This is a genomic window from Rossellomorea sp. ABR4_012 (genome assembly GCF_056159545.1).
Window position 1 is genome coordinate 270,758 of the sequence record NZ_JBSWVK010000004.1, and the last position, 22,155, is coordinate 292,912.

General features: G+C 41.6%; 18 protein-coding genes. 2 read left to right on the top strand and 16 right to left on the bottom strand.

What is annotated here, in order from left to right:
* Nucleotides 1-4: 4 nt before the first annotated feature.
* The 12 genes from ACXAFV_RS17405 to ACXAFV_RS17460 all read right to left on the bottom strand — a co-directional run bounded on the left by ACXAFV_RS17405 (nt 5) and on the right by ACXAFV_RS17460 (nt 15,598).
* Nucleotides 5-1,471 (bottom strand): CoA-acylating methylmalonate-semialdehyde dehydrogenase, encoded by a 1,467-nt coding sequence (locus tag ACXAFV_RS17405; RefSeq protein ID WP_475128325.1) that lies wholly within the window; start codon nt 1,469-1,471, stop codon nt 5-7.
* Between the two features lie 203 nt (nt 1,472-1,674).
* A complete protein-coding gene (locus tag ACXAFV_RS17410; RefSeq protein ID WP_475128326.1) occupies nt 1,675-3,270 on the bottom strand; it encodes a PucR family transcriptional regulator in 1,596 nt (531 codons plus the stop codon).
* Between the two features lie 77 nt (nt 3,271-3,347).
* On the bottom strand, nt 3,348-3,542 hold the full coding sequence (locus ACXAFV_RS17415; protein ID WP_475128327.1) for a hypothetical protein: 195 nt from the start codon (nt 3,540-3,542) through the stop codon (nt 3,348-3,350).
* Nucleotides 3,543-3,560: 18 nt separating this feature from the next.
* Nucleotides 3,561-3,764: a hypothetical protein gene (locus tag ACXAFV_RS17420; protein WP_475128329.1), complete on the bottom strand. Its 204-nt coding sequence runs from the start codon at nt 3,762-3,764 to the stop codon at nt 3,561-3,563.
* A gap of 211 nt (nt 3,765-3,975) precedes the next feature.
* On the bottom strand, nt 3,976-5,448 hold the full coding sequence (locus tag ACXAFV_RS17425) for an NCS1 family transporter (protein WP_475128330.1): 1,473 nt from the start codon (nt 5,446-5,448) through the stop codon (nt 3,976-3,978).
* A 141-nt stretch (nt 5,449-5,589) separates the two neighbouring features.
* Nucleotides 5,590-7,017, bottom strand: a complete 1,428-nt coding sequence (gene hydA / locus ACXAFV_RS17430; protein WP_475128332.1) for a dihydropyrimidinase — start codon at nt 7,015-7,017, stop codon at nt 5,590-5,592.
* A 15-nt stretch (nt 7,018-7,032) separates the two neighbouring features.
* Entirely contained in the window at nt 7,033-8,319 is a 1,287-nt protein-coding gene (gene preA / locus ACXAFV_RS17435) for an NAD-dependent dihydropyrimidine dehydrogenase subunit PreA (RefSeq protein WP_475128333.1), read from the bottom strand.
* A gap of 23 nt (nt 8,320-8,342) precedes the next feature.
* Complete coding sequence (locus ACXAFV_RS17440) at nt 8,343-9,698, bottom strand: NAD(P)-dependent oxidoreductase (protein WP_475128334.1); 1,356 nt, start codon at nt 9,696-9,698, stop codon at nt 8,343-8,345.
* 118 nt (nt 9,699-9,816) lie between these two features.
* Nucleotides 9,817-10,707, bottom strand: a complete 891-nt coding sequence (locus tag ACXAFV_RS17445) for a nitrilase-related carbon-nitrogen hydrolase (RefSeq protein ID WP_475128335.1) — start codon at nt 10,705-10,707, stop codon at nt 9,817-9,819.
* 397 nt (nt 10,708-11,104) lie between these two features.
* Complete coding sequence (locus tag ACXAFV_RS17450; RefSeq protein WP_475128336.1) at nt 11,105-12,553, bottom strand: carbon starvation CstA family protein; 1,449 nt, start codon at nt 12,551-12,553, stop codon at nt 11,105-11,107.
* Between the two features lie 273 nt (nt 12,554-12,826).
* Nucleotides 12,827-13,342: an ankyrin repeat domain-containing protein gene (locus tag ACXAFV_RS17455; protein WP_475128337.1), complete on the bottom strand. Its 516-nt coding sequence runs from the start codon at nt 13,340-13,342 to the stop codon at nt 12,827-12,829.
* A gap of 90 nt (nt 13,343-13,432) precedes the next feature.
* Nucleotides 13,433-15,598 (bottom strand): DNA topoisomerase III, encoded by a 2,166-nt coding sequence (locus tag ACXAFV_RS17460; protein WP_475128338.1) that lies wholly within the window; start codon nt 15,596-15,598, stop codon nt 13,433-13,435.
* Between the two features lie 134 nt (nt 15,599-15,732).
* Between ACXAFV_RS17460 and ACXAFV_RS17465 the strand changes: the two genes are divergently transcribed.
* Complete coding sequence (locus ACXAFV_RS17465) at nt 15,733-16,716, top strand: YeiH family protein (RefSeq protein WP_475128339.1); 984 nt, start codon at nt 15,733-15,735, stop codon at nt 16,714-16,716.
* A 210-nt stretch (nt 16,717-16,926) separates the two neighbouring features.
* On the opposite strand, the gene ACXAFV_RS17470 is transcribed toward ACXAFV_RS17465, so the two are convergent.
* From ACXAFV_RS17470 to miaB, 3 genes are all read right to left on the bottom strand, one after another.
* The gene (locus ACXAFV_RS17470; RefSeq protein WP_475128340.1) at nt 16,927-17,463 is read right to left on the bottom strand and encodes an outer spore coat protein CotE; all 537 of its coding nucleotides are present in this window, start codon (nt 17,461-17,463) and stop codon (nt 16,927-16,929) included.
* 425 nt (nt 17,464-17,888) lie between these two features.
* Complete coding sequence (locus ACXAFV_RS17475) at nt 17,889-18,320, bottom strand: YlbF/YmcA family competence regulator (RefSeq protein ID WP_446246389.1); 432 nt, start codon at nt 18,318-18,320, stop codon at nt 17,889-17,891.
* Between the two features lies 1 nt (nt 18,321).
* Nucleotides 18,322-19,890, bottom strand: coding sequence for a tRNA (N6-isopentenyl adenosine(37)-C2)-methylthiotransferase MiaB (miaB, locus tag ACXAFV_RS17480; RefSeq protein ID WP_475128341.1), 1,569 nt, complete (start codon nt 19,888-19,890; stop codon nt 18,322-18,324).
* Nucleotides 19,891-20,181: 291 nt separating this feature from the next.
* Between miaB and ACXAFV_RS17485 the strand changes: the two genes are divergently transcribed.
* Complete coding sequence (locus tag ACXAFV_RS17485) at nt 20,182-21,231, top strand: hypothetical protein (RefSeq protein WP_475128343.1); 1,050 nt, start codon at nt 20,182-20,184, stop codon at nt 21,229-21,231.
* Between the two features lie 54 nt (nt 21,232-21,285).
* Here ACXAFV_RS17485 and ACXAFV_RS17490 read toward each other — a convergent pair whose 3' ends face one another.
* The gene (locus tag ACXAFV_RS17490) at nt 21,286-22,152 is read right to left on the bottom strand and encodes a 2-oxoacid:ferredoxin oxidoreductase subunit beta (protein WP_475128344.1); all 867 of its coding nucleotides are present in this window, start codon (nt 22,150-22,152) and stop codon (nt 21,286-21,288) included.
* Nucleotides 22,153-22,155: the final 3 nt, after the last annotated feature.

Here is a 22,155-nt window from a genome sequence, read left to right on the forward strand (position 1 = left end):
CTTTCTAGAAATCGAATCTTGAGGTGATCATTTTCTTCCTTGTAAAGAAATTTACTCCATCTTTCCCGTTTACATGCATGTCTCCATAGAAAGAATCCTTCCACCCGGAAAATGGGAAGAATGCCATGGTCGCAGGAACTCCAACATTGATACCCAACATGCCCGCATCAGCCTCTTCCCGGAACTGTCTTACCGCTTTAGCATCTTTTGTATAGAGGGTTGCTCCATTTCCGAAGCGGGATTTACGAATATATTCAAGCGCGTCATCTAAATCATCGGCACGCAGAAGGCTCAATACCGGGGCAAACATTTCTTCTTTTGCGATGGTCATCTCTGGGGTCACATGATCGAATATCGTTGCCCCCAAAAAGTTTCCTTCTTTTAACTCATCCATTTCCTTTCTTCCGTCACGAATAAGGGAAGCGCCTTCCTGCAGGCCTTTTTCAATATAATTCAGTGTCCGATCGCGATGTTCACTTCTGATTACCGGGGTCAGCAGCACTTCATCGTCCATTCCATTACCGATACAAAGTTCATCTGCTTTCTTCTTAAGTGCATTGACGAACGGTTCATTCTCCCCTACTACAACGACAGCACTGCATGCCATGCACCTCTGTCCTGCACTCCCAAATGCAGAGCTGATGATATGGTCTGCCGCTTTATCAAAATCTGCATCAGGCATTACCACATGGTGATTTTTCGCTCCAGAAAGTGCCTGGACACGTTTCCCTTTAGAAGCGGATTTTTCATAAACATATTTGGCTACAGGCTGTGAACCCACAAAAGATATCGCTGCAATATCTTGATGTTCAATCAGCCCATTAACCACATCATGCGCCCCGTGCACCACATTCAGCACTCCTTGAGGAATTCCGGCTTCGGTAAATAATTCTGCAAGTCTGTTTGCAAGGATAGGGGTTCTTTCCGAAGGTTTCAGTACAAATGTATTCCCGCATGCAACAGCAAGGGGGAACATCCAGAGCGGCACCATCATCGGAAAGTTAAAAGGTGTAATACCAGCGACTACTCCCAGCGGATAACGGAACATCTCTGAATCGATTTCCTCTGCAATGCCGCTTAGGGTTTCACCCATCATCAACGTAGGCGCTCCGCATGCAAACTCCACACATTCCAGCCCCCGCTGCACTTCACCATATGCTTCTTTATATGACTTTCCGTTTTCCTGCACGACGAGCTTTGCTAATTCTTCATGATTATCAGATAAAAGTGTATGGTACTTATAAAGGATCCTCGCCCTTTTCGGAACAGGGGTTTTCTTCCATGTTTTCGAAGCTGCTTTAGCTGCCTGAACCGCACGGTCAACATCTTCTTTAGTCGAAATAGGAACGCTTGCCAGTTCTTCATTTGTGGCAGGATTTAAAACATTCATAGTCTGTGAACTTAGTGACTCGACCCATTTCCCATCAATGTAGTTTTTTAGAACAGCTACTTCTTTTTTAATAACCGACATATAAACTCCTCCTTGATTACGTTTCTGATAGCACTGATATTCACGTGATTTATGCTTTACGAAGTGTATAAATACATTATGAAAGATAAAGTAAAGGCTTTCATTAGACAAAATGTAAAGTAACCGGTTCTCAACATTTGTCAATTCGTTTTTAACATCAGGCTCTAATTAGGAAAGAGCACCTAAATAAATCACTGACCCTCTCATCTTGATGCTGAACGTCTCATTACGGTCTTTAATGGGGCTAGATAATCATGAGATGCCAATAAAAACTCAATCGCTAATCTTTTATCGGAACTCATATAATCTTCACCAAGCAGTTCTTCTATTTTTTTCAAGCGATGATACAGTGTTTGCCTGACGATAAATAATTTCTTTGCCGTCTCTTGTTTTGAACCTTGACAGCTTAAGAAAACTTTTAGCGTCAACAATAAACTTCCGTCATTTTCTTCATCATAAGAAATGAGTGGATTCAGATATTCTTCAATCATCTCCCATAGATTCACATTGTTGTTGACGATGGAGATCAGTCTGTAAAGGTGCAAGTCATCAAAGAAAAAGAATCGTTGATGCCCTTTGACTTTCGAACGGAACAATAAGCTTTCTCTTGCTGTTCTGAAACTCAAATGAATATTCATCATTTCTTCTTGATATTTACCTATGGAGATGACCGTGTCTTTGCCTTTTGAAAGGAAATGTGATTTCTCTATCTTTTCCAGTGCTGTCTTCATCCGGTTCTTCCAATCATGCTGCTTACGAGTATCAAGAAGGATGAATAATAAATCATTCCCATTTTTCTCAGGTAAAGCATGAAATCCTTGCTGCTCAAATATACTTCTTGCGACCAGATTGAAATACGTGCAATCCTGTATTTCCTGTTCTTTCATGTCACTAAAGATACAAACGACACCGCCATGAAAATTCGTCTTTAATCCTCTTAAATAGGATTCAAGTCTTTCACTGGACTGCTCCCCTTTTAACCAGGACATGATCCATTTTGATTCTTCGATTCTCTTTTTCTCATTAAAATAGAGTTCCCTCATTAAAAATTGAGCCAATGCAGTGGAAGTCCTGTCCAAGAGAAGCGTCTCATATTCACTAAATGGGTGATCGTTCCTGAAAATAAAGAGCTCTGCGTATTCCCGATCGAACAGGATGACTTTTGCAGATGTAAAATCTTTTCTGGCAGTTTTCAGATGTTCTTCGTAATTCATACGCACTTTCATTTCCTCCGAACGCCGCATTGAGGGATGAAAAAGCGGTTCTTGTTCCTTTAGTTGAAAAATGATTGGGACGTCCAATTCTTTATGTAAAACATTTAGTATTTCATGGGACTGATTGACAGTAAGCAATCTTTTATTAAGTACTTGAGCAAAATCATCTAATTTTTTCATCATTTCATATTGCTGATTGATAAGGACGGAATGAATATCCTGTGTAATACTGACGAACGGCACCTCTTTGTCGAATACGATAATGGGAAAATCGTGCTGTTCAGCCAATTCTATGACTGAGTGGGGAATGGCTGAAATATTCGTGTCAAGTTCGATGCATAGGGCGGCTGCTTCACTTTGTATGAGCTGATTCAGCAAGCAAATGAAAGAAGACTCTTCCTTTAATGCAAGCCCTGTAGTAAGGATCAATTCATTCCCGTTGAGTAAGTTCTTTATAGAGGTAACTTCAACTACATGGACCCATTTCACTTGGCGCTGAAGCCCTTTTTGACCGGCTATGACCCTTGAATGTTCAAAGTATCTTCTGGAAAGAATCGATTCCACTGAATGATAATAAAGACTCATCAACATATTCTCCTTCTTATAGGGTGATACGTTCTATAGACATAAATAGATAAAAAGGGTTGGAATAACCCAACCCTTTACTCAACTGCAGGGATCAAAATGTGAACCTCTGAATGGTAAAACTTCATCCACTCTTCTTCCGACATTTCATTTGAAGACAGGAAGGATAACATCCATTCCACTAGTTCCTCTGATGTGTCCATGACTGTGAACAATTGAAGTTTTTTCATTTCATTAAACTTATCTATGTTCATTTCAGGCAGGTTCTCCATTTATATCCCCCTCACGTCTTAAGAATGGATCAAAAGATTTGAAAAGTACTTTCTTGCATTTGCCGTTTGTATATGAAGTGTTGCACTTCTCTTATTCTCTAAATGCTTAAAGACGACGAATGCCCCGCTTAAATTTTCTGTTACTTTCTCGATTTTAAATCCCTTTTGAATGAGGAAATCAATTTTATCCCGCTCATTTAAGAACTCTTGATATTCAGACATGTTCAAACCCCCAAATAAACTGTATTTAGTCAACAAGTCGCTGCAGATCAAAGACTTACGATAAAAAAAGGGAGGCTGACCTCAGACGGCGAGGGGGATACAGAGTCTTATCCAATTGCCGATGCTCTTCTCCACATGGGACGGATTCAATCCGCTCCAAACAACTCTCCCAATGTTCTACATCGAGCTTTGATATTACATGGCGCGCAAATTAAATGGTGGCACTTGTACCAGTCGGCGCTTTTTCCAATGACTTGTCAGCTTCAACATCTATTTCCCAATCCCGTCCTGCTGAAATCCCTAAATACTTATTGTCATCCGGGTCGAGTAATTCCGCCTGTTCGTATTTTTGGAACCACCAATACTTGGCAAGGACATAGTAACAAATCGCACCTGCACTAAAGCCTACCAGGAATGAAAAGCTTGGAACAAAATAAGATGCAACCGCGCCGATCACCCAAGAGATAAAACCTGCAAGGTTGACACCATTCATATATTTGTATTGGCCATGGTCTTCATATAGTGCAGGAACATTCACTCTTCGCTTTCTGATTAAATAATAATCTGCTACGAGTATGCCGACAATGGCGGATAAAATCCCCCCTACAAACAGTAGAACCGGAATGATGACTCCAAATAAGTTCCAAGGCTGTACAAGTGTACCGACGATACCCGCGGTAAATACACCGGCCCAGAAAGGAAACTTCGGTCCTCCGACATTAGAGAAAATAGTCGCTGCGGGGACAACATTGGCTGCAATGTTTGTCGACCATTGTGCAAGGACAATCATGAGCAGCAGTATCCCAAGTACCAGACCGCCGGCTGCTTCCTGCAGTGCAATGACAGGATCATAATTTAAGACGGCTATATAGGATACAGCACCGATTAATACCATAAATGTCTGAGTAATCGGCAAAGTGATCAAATTTCCGATTAAAGAGCTCCTATTGCGTTTGAACCAATTCTTCTCATTTCGAGGTGCTTTCATATAACGTGAAATCGAAGGGATATCGGCTGCCAGGGTCGCCCAGAATCCCATATTACTGAAAATGACAACAAGAAATGCCGTAACAGCGGCTCCTCCTGTGACAGGGCTTTCCACCCAGTTCCAGATATCTCTTCCTTGTGCTGCTGCAGTATCGGATAAAGAAGAATACATCCATACAGATATAAGAATAATGACGGGAGCTGCGAGGTCGGCAAATCTTTCTACCGCTTTGATCCCCAGGGCTGTATTGACTAATTGCAATAGCGCAAAAATCATAAAACATACAAACCAGTTATCAAAACCATAAAGGAGATTCAAGATCCCATTCATTGCAGTGGCTCCGAAATAGGTATTGATACCAAACCACATAGAGGCTGCCACACCTCTTACAATTGAAGGAATATGAGTCCCTAACGTTCCGAATGGGGCCCGCATGTATACAGGAAAAGATAAGCCGTGTTCGACTCCGATATCACCTGTCAAGGTGATAAAAAGTCCAATTCCTATAGATCCTATCAGAGTGGCCAGGAGCACAAGGGGAAGCGGTAAAGACATCACTCCTGCTCCTCCGATAGCGAAGGTGGCAAGTACGACGACCATCCCTACCCACATGAATGAATATCCTAATTTCGTAATTTTTCTATCTTTCTCTTTTACCGGCAGTAAATCAGGTGACTTCAAATAGCTTGTTTTCAACATGAACACTCCTTTTTGTTTGCTTCAAATGGCAAAACCAAACGAATGAAAAGAGAGGCATGGGAGCAGAAAGAATCTTCTTTCCACTCTCTCATGCAGGAGCTGTTCTACTATTAAGCAAGAATCATAAGTCGTGTGATACTAGGATTTAGAAGGTTGTAAGGCTTCGCTCTCTTCTTGTGAAAGATGTTTACCGTATCTCGCTCTCTTAACATACTTTCCTTTCCCCAATTTGCCGACGAATTCTTTATCTTTAATGACATATTCGCCTCTTGATAAGACTGAAACAGGCTCACCTTTTATCTTCATGCCCTCAAACGGGTTATAGTCAGCTGCCATATGATGGTTTTCTGCGGATATGACACGTTCCGCGTTCGGATCGAAAATCACCACATCAGCATCGGAGCCTGCCGCAATGGTTCCTTTTTGCGGGTAAAGACCAAAAAGCTTCGCACTCCGTGTGGACATGATATCAACGAACTGATTCAGGGAAATCCTTCCTTTCTCAACTCCTTCTGAGAATAATATTGATACACGGTCCTCAATGATCGGTCCGCCATTTGGAATTTTTGTGAAGTCTCCCAGACCAAGATCTTTCTGTCCCTTAAAGTCGAAAGAACATTGATCTGAACCCAGCGTTTGGAGCTCTCCGCTTTTCAATGCATTCCATAATACTTCCTGATTCCACTTTTCACGCAGAGGCGGGGACCATACATACTTGGCACCCTCGAAATTCGGACGTTCCAAGTAAGATTGATCAAGGACTAAATATTGAGGGCAGGTTTCCCCCCATACATTAAGTCCCTTGCTTCTGGCTTCAGCGATTTGCTTTACAGCTTCAGAACAGGATACATGAACGACATACAATTGAGAATCAGCCAGCCCTGTTAACTTCGCAGCTCTTCCCGTTGCTTCTCCTTCAAGCTCAGGAGGTCTGGTCAACGCATGGTAAATAGGGTCTGTTTTTCCTTCAGCCAGAGCTTTCTCAGTTAAATACTCGATGACATCTCCATTTTCCGCATGCACCATCACCAGGGCACCAAGCTCCTTTGCTGCCACTAAGGTACGGAACAAGGTTTCATCATCGGCCTGAAAGACATTTTTATAAGCCATGAATACCTTGAAAGAAGTAATACCTTCTTTTTCAATCACCTCGGGAAGCTGACTTAATACTTCCTGGTTGATTTCACCGATCATTAAATGAAAACTGTAATCAATCACAGCCTTATCCTTTGACTTCGCATGCCATGTATCGATTGCATTTTGCAAAGGTTCACCTTTATTGGTCAAACAGAAATCGATAAGTGTCGTCGTTCCCCCAAATGCTGCTGCAATGGTCCCTGTTTCGAAATCATCTTTGGAGACTGTACCCCCGAACGGCATCTCCAAGTGGGTATGCGGATCGATTCCGCCTGGGAAAATATACTTCCCTTCCGCGTCAATGACTTCTACATCACTGACGTCAAAGCCTTTTCCTATACTGATGATTTTTTCATTTTCAATGAGAATATCGGCTTTATAAGTGTCCGCTGCTGTAACAATTGTTCCGTTTTGGATTATCTTTTTCATTGCTCACCCTCCTGATTATTTCACCGCATTCGTTTCACATTGTGCCAATTTACCGACTGCAGCCTGACGTTCATTCCACGTCATCGGCATATGTCCGCTCGGTACTTCCACCATATCGATCGCTCCGTCCACCGGACAGACGATCGAACATAGATTACATCCGACGCAGTCTTCTTCACGGACCTTTAAATAACTGTTTCCTTTCTGGTCTTTAAGCATGTCGATACATTGGTGGGAAGTGTCCTCGCAGGCAATATGGCATTTATTGCAATTGATGCACACATCGGTGTTTATTTTTGCTACCACACTATAGTTGAGGTCCAAATTACCCCAATCGGAATATTTCGGTACTGATTTACCAACCAGTTCCTGAACGGATGCAATGCCTTTTTCATCAAGATAATTATTTAAGCCGTCCAGCATGTCTTCGACAATTCTGAACCCATGATGCATGGCCGCTGTACAAACCTGTACTCCCGATGCACCCATCAGCATATATTCAACGGCATCCTGCCAGTTTGAAACTCCCCCCATTCCCGAAATAGGGACATTGATACGCGGGTTGCGTGCACATTCAGCCACCATGTTCAGTGCAATTGGTTTAACCGCAGGTCCGCAATACCCTCCGTGAGCACCTTTACCTGCTACATGGGGAATGGTGTTCCAGTTGTCAAGATCGACACCTGCGAGGCTATTGATTGTATTGATCATACTTACTGCATCAGCCCCGCCTTTTACGGCTGATTCTGCTGTGACAGTGATATCTGTAATATTAGGAGTCAGTTTGACGATGACAGGCGTTTTGGCCACTTCCTTTGCCCAGTACGTCTGTTTTTCCACCAATTCCGGCACCTGGCCGGATGCGGCTCCCATTCCCCTTTCGGCCATACCATGAGGACAGCCGAAATTCAGCTCTAATCCATCGACCCCCACATCTTCCACTTTTTTGACGATCTCATGCCATTTCTCCTGCTTAGGCTCCACCATTAATGATGCAATGATCGCATGATTCGGAAATCGTTTTTTCGTTTCATAAATTTCCTTAAGATTCACTTCCAATGGCCGATCCGTTATGAGTTCGATGTTATTAAAGCCTGCTACCCGCTGTCCGTTAAAGCTAACTGCAGCAAACCTTGACGATACGTTGATGATCGGTTCCCCCAGCGTTTTCCAGACAGCGCCTCCCCAACCTGCTTCAAACGCTCTCTGTACTTGATAACCCGAATTGGTCGGTGGAGCTGATGCCAGCCAAAATGGATTTGGTGATTTAATTCCTGCTAAGTCGATATTTAAATTTGCCATGTGTTTCCCCCCTAGAACAAATCTTAATTCACCTGAAGCGACGTCAATTTTCTGTGAAGGTGATAGGCTGCCTGCTTACCTTGTTCAGCAGCTGTCACTACCATCGCTTCCCCGATTCCTTTACCGAAAATCACATCCCCGCAAGCCAGCACTTTCGGGTTGGACGTTTGAAGTGTATCCTTATCAACTTGAACGACTCCGTTTTTATGTTCTAATTGGAATTGATCGATCAATGACCGGTGCCTTGTTTGGCCGATCGCTTTAATGACAGCATCAACGGGTAAGGTGAATTCGGACCCTTCTACCGGGACCGGACGGCGTCTTCCATCTTCGCCTTGTTCACCGAGCTCCATTTTCAAGCATTCAATTCCGATTACCTTACCATCTTCATTCCCCAGGATTCTCTTGGGAGCTGTAAGCCAGCGGAATTCAACTCCGTCCTGTTTAGCAAATTCATATTCAAAATCATAGGCCGTCATTTCTTCCAAAGTGCGGCGGTACAAGATCTTCACATTTTCAGCTCCTAACCGAACTGAACATGTCGCACCATCAATGGCTGTATTACCCGCTCCGATGACAACCACTTTCTTACCAACGTACTCTTTTGATATTTCACCGCTTTTCGTGGACTTTACAAACTCAATGGCATCATGAACACCTTCAAGGTGTTCACCTTCAATATTCAATGGAGGTACATGTGACATGCCTGCAGCCAGGATGACAAAGTCATGGCTATCGAGGATTTCTTCTGCAGAGATATCTTCGCCGACCTTCGTATTTGTCCGGATCTCTACGTTCAGCTTCTTGACTTGTTCTACTTCCCAATAGGAAATGCTTTGTGGAAGCCGGAAGGAAACAATTCCATATGTGTTCAATCCTCCAGCTTCCTTCGCCGCTTCGAAAATGGTTACTTCATAACCAAAACGTGCTAATTCCCTTGCTGCTGACAAGCCTGCAGGCCCTCCGCCGACAATCCCCACTTTTTTGCCGTTAGATTCACCTGCTTCAAATAATACCGCGTCATTATGACGTGCCCAATCGGTAGCATACCGCTGGAGATCACCAATCATGATCGGTTTCGTCGAATGATTAAGCACACAGGCACCTTCACACAATTCCTCTGTCGGACATACCCTTGAACAACTGGCACCGACCGGATTTGAACTCATGATCGTCTTTGCTGAACCTTTTAGGTTTCCTGATGCTATCTTCTTTATGAAGGAAGGAATGTCTATACCAGTGGGACATGCCTGAATGCAAGGTGCATCATAACAATACAAACATCGATTCGCTTCTTCCAAAGCATCTCTGTTGGATAATCCTTTATGGGCTTCCTGAAAATTCTCCTCAAGATGGAGTAGTGATAGTGTCTTGGACAAAATGGTTTCCCCCTTTTTCCCCAGTTAATAAATTCATAGAATCAAAGGCCGACAAAGAATGCATCCAAAGATCATTTCGATGTCAGCCCCTTTTATTCACACACCAGCGCTAAATGACTCAAGGCAGAAGCGCTGTCATCTCGTTGTATGTTTCGGGTCTCCTGTCACGATAGAACTGCCATGTATCCCTTACTTCACGGATCAATTTCTTGTCCATTTCCCCAAGGATCACTTCATCATTGTCTCTGCTGCCGATAGAGACAAAACCTCCGCGTGGATCTACCAGATAGGACTGCCCGTAAAATTCCCCCATGTTCCAAGGGCCCTCATAACCGACCCGGTTAATCGCTCCCAGATAATAACCGTTTGCCACCGCATGGGCCGGCTGTTCCAGCTTCCATAAATATTCAGAGAGCCCCGCCACGGTAGCAGAAGGATTAAATACGACTTCCGCTCCCTTCAATCCTAATAATCTTGCCCCTTCAGGGAAGTGTCGGTCATAACAGATGTACACCCCGACTTTTGCATAGGCCGTATCGAATACCGGATAACCAAGGTTACCTGGTTTAAAGTAATATTTCTCCCAGAAACCATACCCTTCACTTCCAACTGCGACATGAGGAATATGCTGCTTCCGGTATTTACCGAGATACGATCCATCTGCATCGATCACAGCCGCAGTATTGTAATAAGTGGCTATGCCTTCTCTTTCATAGATCGGGAGAACGATTACGACATTCAGCTCTTTAGCTAATTCCTGAAACCGCTTCGTTGTCGGGCCATTAGGTATTTCTTCTGCAGAATCATACCACTTAGGATTTTGTTCCGAGCAAAAATAGGGGCCGTAGAAAATCTCCTGTAAACAAATGATTTGAGCACCCTTCTTTGCCGCATCCCGTACCAATTCAATGTGTTTTTTAATGGATTGTTCTTTATGCACCTCTACCGGTTCGCTTCCATCCACATCGTGAGAAGCTTGAATAAGACCAATTTTCACCTTGTCTGACATCCCTATTCCTCCTAGACTAATAGATTCATTCAAATAGTAAGCGCTTTCATGTTTTTTTGCACTTATTGAACACTTACTAAGTTTCACGGATTCAATGATGTCTGAATATTTTGTCTTTTCAACTCATTTTAACTTGTACAATATTAAATTGCACTATACACTATGTAAAATCAGCTCCTTTGACTTTTGGTCATTATGTATATTCTAAAATAGAATAGACTATTTATAGGAGTTGAGTTAACGTTAGCATATGTATTCTGCGAAATTTGTAAAATAATTAGAGTAATTCTTTAGAATAGCTCGTTTTTTATCGACAAAATATTCAGAACTTTCACGATTGAAACTCAGCCTGATTCAAAACTTAAAAGACCCTCCAAACGAAGGGCCTTTTAAGTTCTTATGAATTAACTGATTTTACATTTAGTGATTTTTGCCTTACAGGCTTATATTTCAGGATTTGTCGTATGAACCAGATCAGCACGGCTGTCCAGATGACAGCTCCAATGATCATGGATTCTGTGTATGGAAGGTGAAATCCTTCGGGAGCATAAAAGATATAAGAACTGACTACCGCTGTCATGAATAAAGCCGGAACACTGCAGATCCAATGGAATTTCCGGTTTTGCAGCAGATAAACAGCAGCAGTCCAAAGCATGACAGTAGCTACTACCTGATTGGACCAGCCTACATATCTCCAAAGGAAAGTATAATCTATCTGAGTCAGCAGGAATGTCGGAAGTGCTACAGGGATAACTAAAAGCGCAGGCAGCCATTTCCCTTTCGGCTCTTCTTTTCTCCAATCAGCCAATAAGTCAACGAGCATCATTCTCGAAGAGCGTAAAGCAGTGTCTCCGGTTGTGACTGGCAGGATGATGACACCGAGTACGGCAAGGATGCCTCCAAGAGTTCCGAGTGTCGTTTTGCTGATTTCATTTACCACTCCTGCAGGACCTCCAGCAGCCAATGCTTCCTGAAGCCCTCCGGTACCATTGAAAAATGCCATACCTGCAGCAGCCCAGATTAATGCGATGATACCTTCAGCCACCATCGCTCCATAGAACACTTTCCTGCCCTCACTTTCCTTTTTTAACGTTCTGGCAAGAATCGGGCTTTGTGTAGAATGGAAGCCTGATATCGCTCCGCATGAAACAGTAACCATCAGTAACGGCCATAAAGGAAGCTCTTGAGGATGTAAATTGGCAAATGTAAGGTTAGGTACAGGATGTTCGAAGAAGAACAATCCTATTCCAATCGCGACTGCCATAAATACCAGTACTGCACCGAAAATCGGATAAACCTTACCTATGATTTTGTTGATGGGTAAGATAGTGGCAAGAATAAAATATGTAAAAATAATCAACAATGATGCCATGAAGGATAATGGCGTCACTTCGGCCATCAATTGAGCAGGTCCTGAAGTAAACGCTGCCGCCACCAATATCATCAGGATGATAGAAAGAACATTCATTACAGATCTGACATGTCTTCCCAAGTATCTTCCTACTAATGAGGGAAATTGTGCGCCATTATGCCGGAGTGACAACATTCCAGAAAAATAATCATGTACAGCTCCTGCGAAAAGTGTTCCGACAACGATCCATATGAATGCAACCGGTCCGTATAATGCGCCTAAAATGGCTCCAAAGATTGGACCGAGTCCAGCAATATTCAATAATTGAACTAAGCTCGCTTTCCACCAGCTCATTGGCATGAAATCAAAATCGTCTTTGCTTGCATATGCAGGTGTTACATTTGAGTCATCAATGCCAAAAATCTTCTCGACCACCTTAGAATAAATCATGTAACCCGCTACTAAAATACAGACTGATGCAAGAAATGTCAGCATCAAGATGTCCTCCCTTCAGATGAAATTAAGATTCATTTTAATACGTTATACGACAAATAACAACAGAATTTTCTAAAAAGATTATTTTTTCTGATAATAAAAACAGAATTTTCATAACTATATTCCAATAATACCAATGATGTAAGGGTTTACATTCAACTTGAAAACTTTCCTTTACTCTTGCACAATCAGGAATACTTCATTTATGTGCAATATAAAAAAAAGAAGCTATCCCTTGATAATTGAGATAAACTTCCTTCCCCTAAACGGTTATCATTTGGTTGAATATCGTTCACATGCGCCTATAAAGTCCATATTCCCTCTATCTTCCGCAATATCGTAAGGTGTTTTTTGATTGGAAGCATTTCTGAACTGAGGGTCAGCGCTGAATTCCAGCAGCAGGGTGACAAGGTCTTCATCCCCTTCAAAAGCAGCGATATGAAGTGGTGTATAACCTGCTGAATCAATAGAGTGAATGTCTGCTCCTTCTGTTAATAAGAATTCAACCAATTCTTTTGGAGCTTTACCTGCTATGGCGGCATGCAATGCGCTATTGGATGGTATATAAGATATTTTTGAGCTGGATACCGAATTGATATCCGCTCCATAATTCAATAGAAGCTGGACAATCCCCATTTGTCCATAATGTGCTGCTACCCCGAGTGCAATCAATCCGTTTTCATCCTCGGCATTACATAAATTTGTATCCGCCTGTAATGACTGTTCCACCACTTCTATATTTCCGTTTTGTATGGCCCCGAAAAACCCTTTTACAGTGACCGGCGTCATTCCTCTCACCTCATTTACATGATTATTAAGAATATTCTATCAATATATATTCAAAAAAGATAGGGAAGCAATCCCTATCTTTTGGTTATATTACTGATCAAGTTTAAATTTTGCCAGCGCATCAGCCAAAGCTGTGTTCACTGGTTCATCTTTTTCCTGGGTCTTTAAGTATTTATTCACATCACGCTTACTCGCCTTATTGTGTTTCTCTTTTTTCCTTCGATCATTGAAGGTGGATAGTTTCTCTTTATGTCCACAAACGCAGACGAACAGCTGTCCCTCGCCTTCTCCCCGCAAATCTAAGCGCTTATGGCAGTTCGGGCATCGTGCATTTGTTTTCTTGCTGACATTTTTACGATGTCCGCATTCGCGGTCCTGACAAACTAATTTCTTCCCATTTTTATTCTTGATCTCTAACATCAGGTTCCCGCAATCTGGACATTTTGTTCCAGTGAGGTTATCGTGGGAAAACTTTTTATCTGAATTCTTTATTTCGTGAACCGATTTTGTAGTATAATCTTTAATTTCCTCGATAAAATCACGCTTCTCCAGTAAGCCTTTCGCAATTTTATCAAGCTTCAGCTCCCACTCGGCCGTAAGGGAAGGGGAACGTAATTCATCCGGGGCGAGATCCAATAATTGTTTTCCTTTGGAAGTAAGATGTATTTCTTTGCCTTTCTGCTCCATGGCCCCTGAGTTGAATAGCTTCTCAATGATGTCAGCCCTTGTCGCAACGGTTCCGAGCCCGCCTGTCTCACCAATGGTTTCAAGAAGCTTCTTGCTGCTTTCTTTCATATATTTTACAGGATTTTCCATAGCGGCCAATAGAGTCCCTTCATTAAAACGGCTTGGCGGGGCGGTCACACCTTCCGTCTCTGCTATAGAAAGGACGTTTAGTTCAGTACCAGCATCCATTTTATCCAATAACTGATCTTCATCATGATCAAATCCGTATACTTCTTTCCAACCGTTGTCTTTAACCCGTTTGCCTTTTGTATGGAAATGTTCCTTACCTACCGTCATTTCAACTTTCGTCTGCTCATATTGGTAAGGAGGCAAAAATATGGCCAGAAAACGTTTCACAATCAGGTCATATATCTTTGCTTCCCTGTCCTGTAAACGTTGAAGAAAAGGCGTCTCCTCTGTCGGGATTATCGCATGGTGATCACTGACTTTGCGATCGTCGACATATGCATTAGACAGTGAAATTGAACTTTTCAAAGCTTTATTTACAGAAGGGCGGTAAGGCTGCACATTAATTGCCTTTAGACGGTCTTTTAACGTATCGGTGATATCAGAGGACAGATGCTTACTGTCAGTACGCGGATACGTTACAAGCTTATGCTGTTCATATAGCTTTTGCATGATTGAAAGTGTCTCTTTGGCACTAAAGCCATAAATTTTATGTGCATCTCTCTGTAATTCAGTAAGATCATAGAGGGACGGGGCATGTTGTTTTTTCAAAGTGGTTTTCACAGACTTGACGGTACCGGCTATTTCTTTCTTTATTAAGGTCAAGATTCCGTTGACCTCTTCTTTGGAAAATGTTTTCGTATCACCATTAGAATTAGTCCAGATAAAGGTTCCATTATCGGTTACTGCTTTAATACCATAATAAGCTTTGGGTTTGAATTGCTTTATGTCCTCTTCCCTCTTCGCGATTATACTCAACGTTGGAGTTTGGACCCTTCCACACGACAACTGGGCATTATGCTTGGTCGTTAATGCTCTTGTGGCATTCATTCCTACATACCAGTCTGCTTCAGACCTTGCTTGGGCCGCTTCGTATAAATTCTCATATTTCTTCGCATCTTTCAGATTATTGAAGCCTTCTTTAATGGCTTTATCCGTCACAGAAGAAATCCAAAGCCGTTTAAGCGGCTTATTGACTCTTGATTTTTTGATGATCCAGCGTGCAACGAGTTCACCTTCACGCCCCGCATCAGTAGCGATTACAATGGTACCGACATCGGGACGGTTCATCAGGGACTTCACTGCATTAAACTGCTTTCCGGTCTTCTTGATAACGACCAGCTTTAAAGTTGGAGGCATCATCGGGAGATCTTCCAGCTTCCATGATTTATACTTCTCATCATAGGATTCAGGATCTGCAAGTGTGACAAGATGACCGAGTGCCCAGGTCACAATATATTCTTTCCCTTCCAAAAATCCATTTCCCTTTTTTGTGCATTGAAGCACTCTTGCAATATCTCTGCCGACAGAAGGTTTTTCTGCCAGCACTAATGTCTTTTTCATAAAAAAATCCTTTCACAAAAGTCTTAGAGTATCTTTCTATTTTAACATAGAATTGAATTTGGTAAGGGGTCCCCATTACTCTTATAATATATTATACTTGGAAATAGATTGTTTAAAGAAGGAGCTACATCACTGTGCATCAATATACAAAGAATATCCTCCCCAAAGAAACCATCGGATTGGTTTTCATCTTATTGATCAGCGTAGTCGCAAAAGGGTTGGGCTCTTGGTTCCCATTAGCCGGCAGCCTTTTGTTTGCCATTTTGATAGGTATCATTCTCCGGAATGCAACTGATTTGCCAAACTCTTGGCAGCCTGGCATTCAATTCACTATAAAAAAGCTGCTAAAAGTGGCGATTGTCTTTTTAGGAGTGGGTTTAAGCCTTCTAGAGATAATGAAAATCGGCCAATCTGCACTTTGGATCATTTTTATATCGGTGACGGTTGGCATCAGCGTTACTTATGTGGTTGGAAGACTACTTGGTATTCAAACAAGGCTGAGTTTATTGATTGGTATAGGAACAAGCATTTGCGGGGCTACAGCCATTTCTGCAGTGAAAGGGATTATCGGGGCAAAAGAGAACGAAACGGCATATGCATTGAGTACTATTGTTTTCTTCAATCTGATAGCATTTATTTCTTATCCCTTTATCGGACATTTGCTTGGATTATCACAGGTTTCGTTTGGTATTTGGGCAGGGACCGCTGTCCACGATACATCTTCGGCTGTTGCAGTCGGTTACAGTTATGGTGATCATTCGGGTGATGTGGCCACGACAGTAAAACTTGCCCGTACTCTCTTTCTGATCCCTGTCATGGTATTATTACCTTTCGTGTTAAAAAACGAGACGAAAAGCGCATCATCACTTAAGCAGGCATTTCCATGGTTTGTACTGATGTTCCTTGGGGTATCCGTCCTTCATACTTTCGGAGTGATACCCGGTATCATTGAAGGAATGCTAAAATCCCTTTCTAAATTTATGATCATCATGGTCATGGCAGCGGTTGGACTTGAGGTCCATCTGAAAGATCTTTCAAAGCTCGGTTTCAAACCCTTATTGACAGGTTTGATTGCTTCCATTACATGTGCGGTCATCAGTTTATTGTTCATAATGTAAACAAAAACATTAACAAAGGCAGCTTAAATCTTAAGCTGCCTTTCCCTTATTAGATAATACGATAAAAAAGAGCATCAAGGAGACGCTCTTGTAAGATATACATAAACTTGTTAACTCATGTATGGTTGCCGTTTTCTAAAATGAGCCATCTCTTTAATCCTTGATAGGCAGAAGAAAAAAACTAGGAAGAGGCCTTCTTCCTAGCACAGGCTATTCTTCTACTCCCTCTAAGAAGTCTGGGTCGAGCTCTTCGAATTCTTCATCATCTAAGTCGCAATCCCAGTCGTCATCATCGCAGCCTTCCGGATTTACAAGTACACATACTTTGGTTTCTCCGATAACTTCTACCAGGATTTCACGTTCAACATGAACAATGATTCTGTTACCGTTTGGTGAAATCACCGCTTCGCAGCAATTTGGCTGTTGGAGTACGCGTGCACATACTTCGATGTCATCCAAGACGTCCGGATCACGGTATTTGAGTTTAATTTCATCACAGTAATCGACTCTTTCAGTTACAACGGATGTTTTCGTATTGTCACTGTGAGAGTACCATACGTTTACCTCAAATGAACCGTGTATTTCCACCTTCTTGCCTACTTTGTGTGCTTCATACTTATGGTTGATGATCCAGCAGCCTAAAATGCTCGATGGATTATGCGGCGGGCTAATCGTATGATGAGACTGTGTGAATTTACGTCCCTTCGCTACGACCGCTTTCGTAATAATCTCTCTATATTCTGCCATTCGAGCGAACCTCCTCATTCATTTTCAATTCATCTTATGCGACTGTCTAGGTGTTTGTGCGAGAAAATTTTATTACATAATGGGATTGTTGCGAGATAATGTATTGTATGCGAATACCCATTGAATGTTCCCTAAAAGGTATTTTGGGGGATGAATTTATGGGGCGTATATGTGTAGTTTTTACACCGCTATTGATTTCCGTGCAAGACTTCGCTTTCCGCGGACGGTTGGTGAGCCTCCTCGGCTTTGCCTGTGGGCTCTCACCTAACACGCTTTTCCCGCAGGAGTCTTCGTCTTGCACTCCAATCAAACGCTGGATAGTACTAAAATTTCATCGCTAAATCAGCTAATAACAAAACAATGCCATGAAGATGATCATCTTCATGGCATTGGCATTATTATTAATAAAATTAGTTTTTTGTTTTTTATGAACAGCTACCCGGTGTGGAGTTTTTAACCTGGGAACCTGTTTCTCCGCGAAGGAGGTCTCCGCCTGTAGATTCGATAATGTGATCTGTTACGTTATTAGAAATAACAGATGCCACGATTTGGAGAAGATCATTTACGTCTGTTTGAGACTCTTTGAATTGCTGGACGACTGGAATTTCATCTATTTCCTTTTCAAGGTTTTCAATTTTCGCTTCCACCATTTTCAACGCCTCTGTTTTTCCATAATGCTGGAAGTTGACAGCTTGCTTTTGTAAACTCTTAATGCTTGCAATCATCTCACGAACTTTTTGATTTTCATGGATTTGTGCTTCAGCGCGCTTGAAGAAATCAACTTCTTCTGTTTCTGCGATCATTTCCGCCAATTCTTCTGCTCTTTTCATAATATCATCTTTTGTATATTTTGCCATTTCACTTCACCTCTGCCGCTTCTAAAAATTCTGAACCTAACTGGCCCTCTTCAACCAATTCACCGTCTAATGACCAGGACTTCGCATCCGTGATCTTCACTTTTACAATTTTACCAATCACTGTTTTTGGTGCTCTAAAATTCACCAATTTATTTCTGCGTGTATACCCTGCCAAAACATCAGGGTTTTTCTTACTTTCCCCATCAACAAGGACCTCTACTGTAGTACCTGCATACTTCTTAAGAGCTCTTGCAGAGTGTTCTTGAACGACTTCATTCAGACGTCTTAAACGCTCTTTCTTCACTTCCATCGGTACGTTATCTTTCATCTTCGCTGCAGGAGTGCCCTCTCGTGGAGAGTAAATGTAAGTGTAAGCAGATTCAAATCCTACTTCACGATAAAGTGAAAGTGTCTCTTCAAATTGCTCTTCTGTTTCATTCGGATATCCTACAATGATGTCAGTAGTCAAAGCGACATCAGGCATAGCTGTTTTAATTTTTCGAACCAATTCAAGGAACTGTTCCCGCGAATATTTACGAGCCATTATTTTCAATACTGGTGTGGAACCTGATTGTACCGGCAAGTGGATATGTTCTACAAGATTCCCCTTTTTAGCGAGGACTTCAATTAAATGATCGTCAAAGTCTCTTGGATGACTTGTTGTAAAACGAATGCGCGGAATATCAATTTTTCTCAGCTCATCCATCAGATCACCGAGACCATAATTCTCGAGATCTTCAATATCTTTTCCATATGCGTTTACATTCTGTCCGAGAAGCGTAATTTCTTGATACCCTTGTGCCGCCAAATGACGCACTTCAGCAATGATTTCTTCAGGGCGTCTGCTGCGTTCCTTACCACGGGTATAAGGCACGATACAATACGTACAGAACTTATCACAGCCGTACATAATATTTACCCAAGCTTTAATATTGCCTTTGCGCACTTTAGGGAGGTTCTCGATAACGTCTCCCTCTTTCGACCAAACTTCCACCACCATCGCTTTAGACATATAGGCATCGGATAGAATTTGAGGAAGACGGTGAATATTATGAGTTCCGAAAATCATATCAACCTGCTGATATGTTTTTAGAATCTTATTTACTACGGCTTCTTCCTGAGACATACAGCCGCAGACCCCGATTAAGAGGTCAGGCTTCTCGCGCTTCAAGTGTTTTAAATGACCTAACTCGCCGAATACCTTATTCTCGGCATTTTCACGGATGGCACATGTATTCAAGAGAATAACATCTGCATCTTCGGTTGAATGGGTCGCTTCGTAACCAAGGGCCATAAATATCCCTGCCATGACTTCAGTGTCATGCTCATTCATCTGACAGCCATAGGTGCGAATATAGAATTTTTTCCCGTTCCCCAATCCTCTATATTGATCATCAATTGTAAAGTCATTATGATATTTAACTTCTTCTTTTCCCCGTTTTTTTGCATCTTTCAATGATGGAGGAATATAGACGCTTTGGAAGTACTTACTGTAATCCTTTTCGGATTTTTTGTCCGCTGGAGTATCTGACTTCGCTTGCTGCCCATGTTTGCGTTGTTCTTCGTTCATGTAAATTCCCCTTTCTAACTCTATAACAAACGAATAATAAACCGATTTCTTCTATTATAAAATCCGTAATAGTAAAACTGACAATTACACTTGCACATTATAACAGTATAAAGGTTTTTAAAGGCTTATACAATAGAGAGGCATAACTGTCGAAATTTGTTCCAAACTTCATGTATCCATCTAAGAAATGGGCTTCCCCCCAGGAACTGGACGCTAATTTAATGCATAAGGTAAAGTAAGACATATACCCAAGAGGAGGGGGTTCTGATCGATAAACCAATGAAATCTCCCATGTATCATATTGAAAATCAGGAAAAGCATTATCTTCAATCTGAGATCAATCGATTGAAAAAAACAATCCAGAAAATAAAAGAAAGTCATTTATATGCCGAGGCCGATTATTATAAAGGAGTCATTCAGGAAAAGGAAGAGATAATCGAGGATCTTTACACTCAAATTAGGATGAATGAAACAACCGAACATGAACTGATTATGGAAAGAAACAAATTCAAGGAAGGAAAAGAAAAGCTGGAAGAAGAGGTGTTGTTCCTCCATCATGCTTTACATGACAAAGAATCGCATATTGAATCACAGGGTCAACATATTAAAACATTAGAAAAAGAGCTTCTTCAATTAGAAATAGAAAATAAAAATCAAATACGGGCTTTGTCTCAATTTGAAGTCCTCAATGGAAAGTTATCGTCTCAAAATGATCAGCTCTTGAGTGATAACAAAAACCTGCTAACCAAATCAGAAAGGTTGAGATCACAGACCAAAAGCCAGAAGCTTCATATTAACGATTTAAATAATGCCTTGATAAACTCTGAAGAAACCAAGAAAGAAGTATTCCTTGATCTATTATCTAAAACAGAAGAACTGGAAAAACTTATAGCCGAACGAAAACACACAATCCAATCTATAGAAGAGGCAAAAGAGCGACTGATTGAGGCAGAGAAGCAGAAGATGCAATTTATTAAAGACATGCTGCATCAATATCAGAAAACGATCGAAGAAAACGAATGGTGGTTCTCAGCACAATTTGCCGATATTGATACACGGACCAAAAAGCAAGACGAACGAATCGACTTGATCGAATATGAGCAAGAACTTCAATTCACAGAGCAAAATAAGAAAATCTTAGGACGTTTTCAGGATGTAGAAGATAATTTTATCAACTTTATTGGAGAAATTGATTCAATCAGGGACTCAAATAATAAAATGTCACAAAATTTATTTGACTTAAAGCGGCTTGTAGAGAATCAAAAGAGAATACAAACTCATATAATTCAAAACCGCCCTAAACAAACTCTTATTGAAAATAAAAATAATAACAACTCCTGATTTACAAAAATAGAAAAGCCGGCTCCCCATTTCTGTGGCGGCCGGCTATATTAATTACATAAATTCTTTTAACAATCCTTCAAACGTTTCATCATCCAGTTTTAAATCATGTGTATTCAGTGGTTCCTCGGAGTATCCCGCCACTAACTGTTGGTAAGATGGCTGCTCAGTGTTCTGATAAATCAATCCTGTAACAAGTCCGTCCTTTTCCATGAGCGTATTCATTGCCTGCTCACGGTTAGAAGGATCATACCCCTCCACATCTGCAAGCTTCGTCAGATTTTCTTTAAACCAGTCATACGTATTAATCTTATTATAGGTAACGCAAGGACTGAATACGTTTATCAAAGAAAATCCTTTATGATTCAATCCTGCTTCTATCAGTGCAGTCAGTTCCTTTAAATCAGAAGAGAAGCTCTGCGCCACAAAGGTTGCACCGGCTGTTAATGCCATTTCCATCGGTGCAAGTGCAGGTTCGATTGAACCTTGTGGTGTTGACTTCGTCTTGAATCCAGACGAAGAACGCGGAGATGTCTGTCCTTTGGTCAATCCATAAATTTGGTTATCCATGACAATATATGTGATATCAACATTTCGTCGAATCGCATGTATGGTATGCCCAAGGCCAATTGCAAATCCATCGCCGTCACCACCAGAAGCAATCACCGTCAAATCTTTGTTTGCCATTTTTAATCCTTGAGCGATCGGAAGAGAACGTCCATGAATTCCATGGAAACCGTATGAATTAATATATCCTGAAATACGTCCTGAACATCCTATTCCCGAAACAACAGCTAAATTTTCTGGATCGAGTCCCACGTTCGCTGCCGCACGCTGTATGGATGCTTGTACCGAGAAGTCACCGCACCCAGGACACCAGTTAGGCTTCACATTATTACGAAAATCTTTAAAGGTAGCCATGGA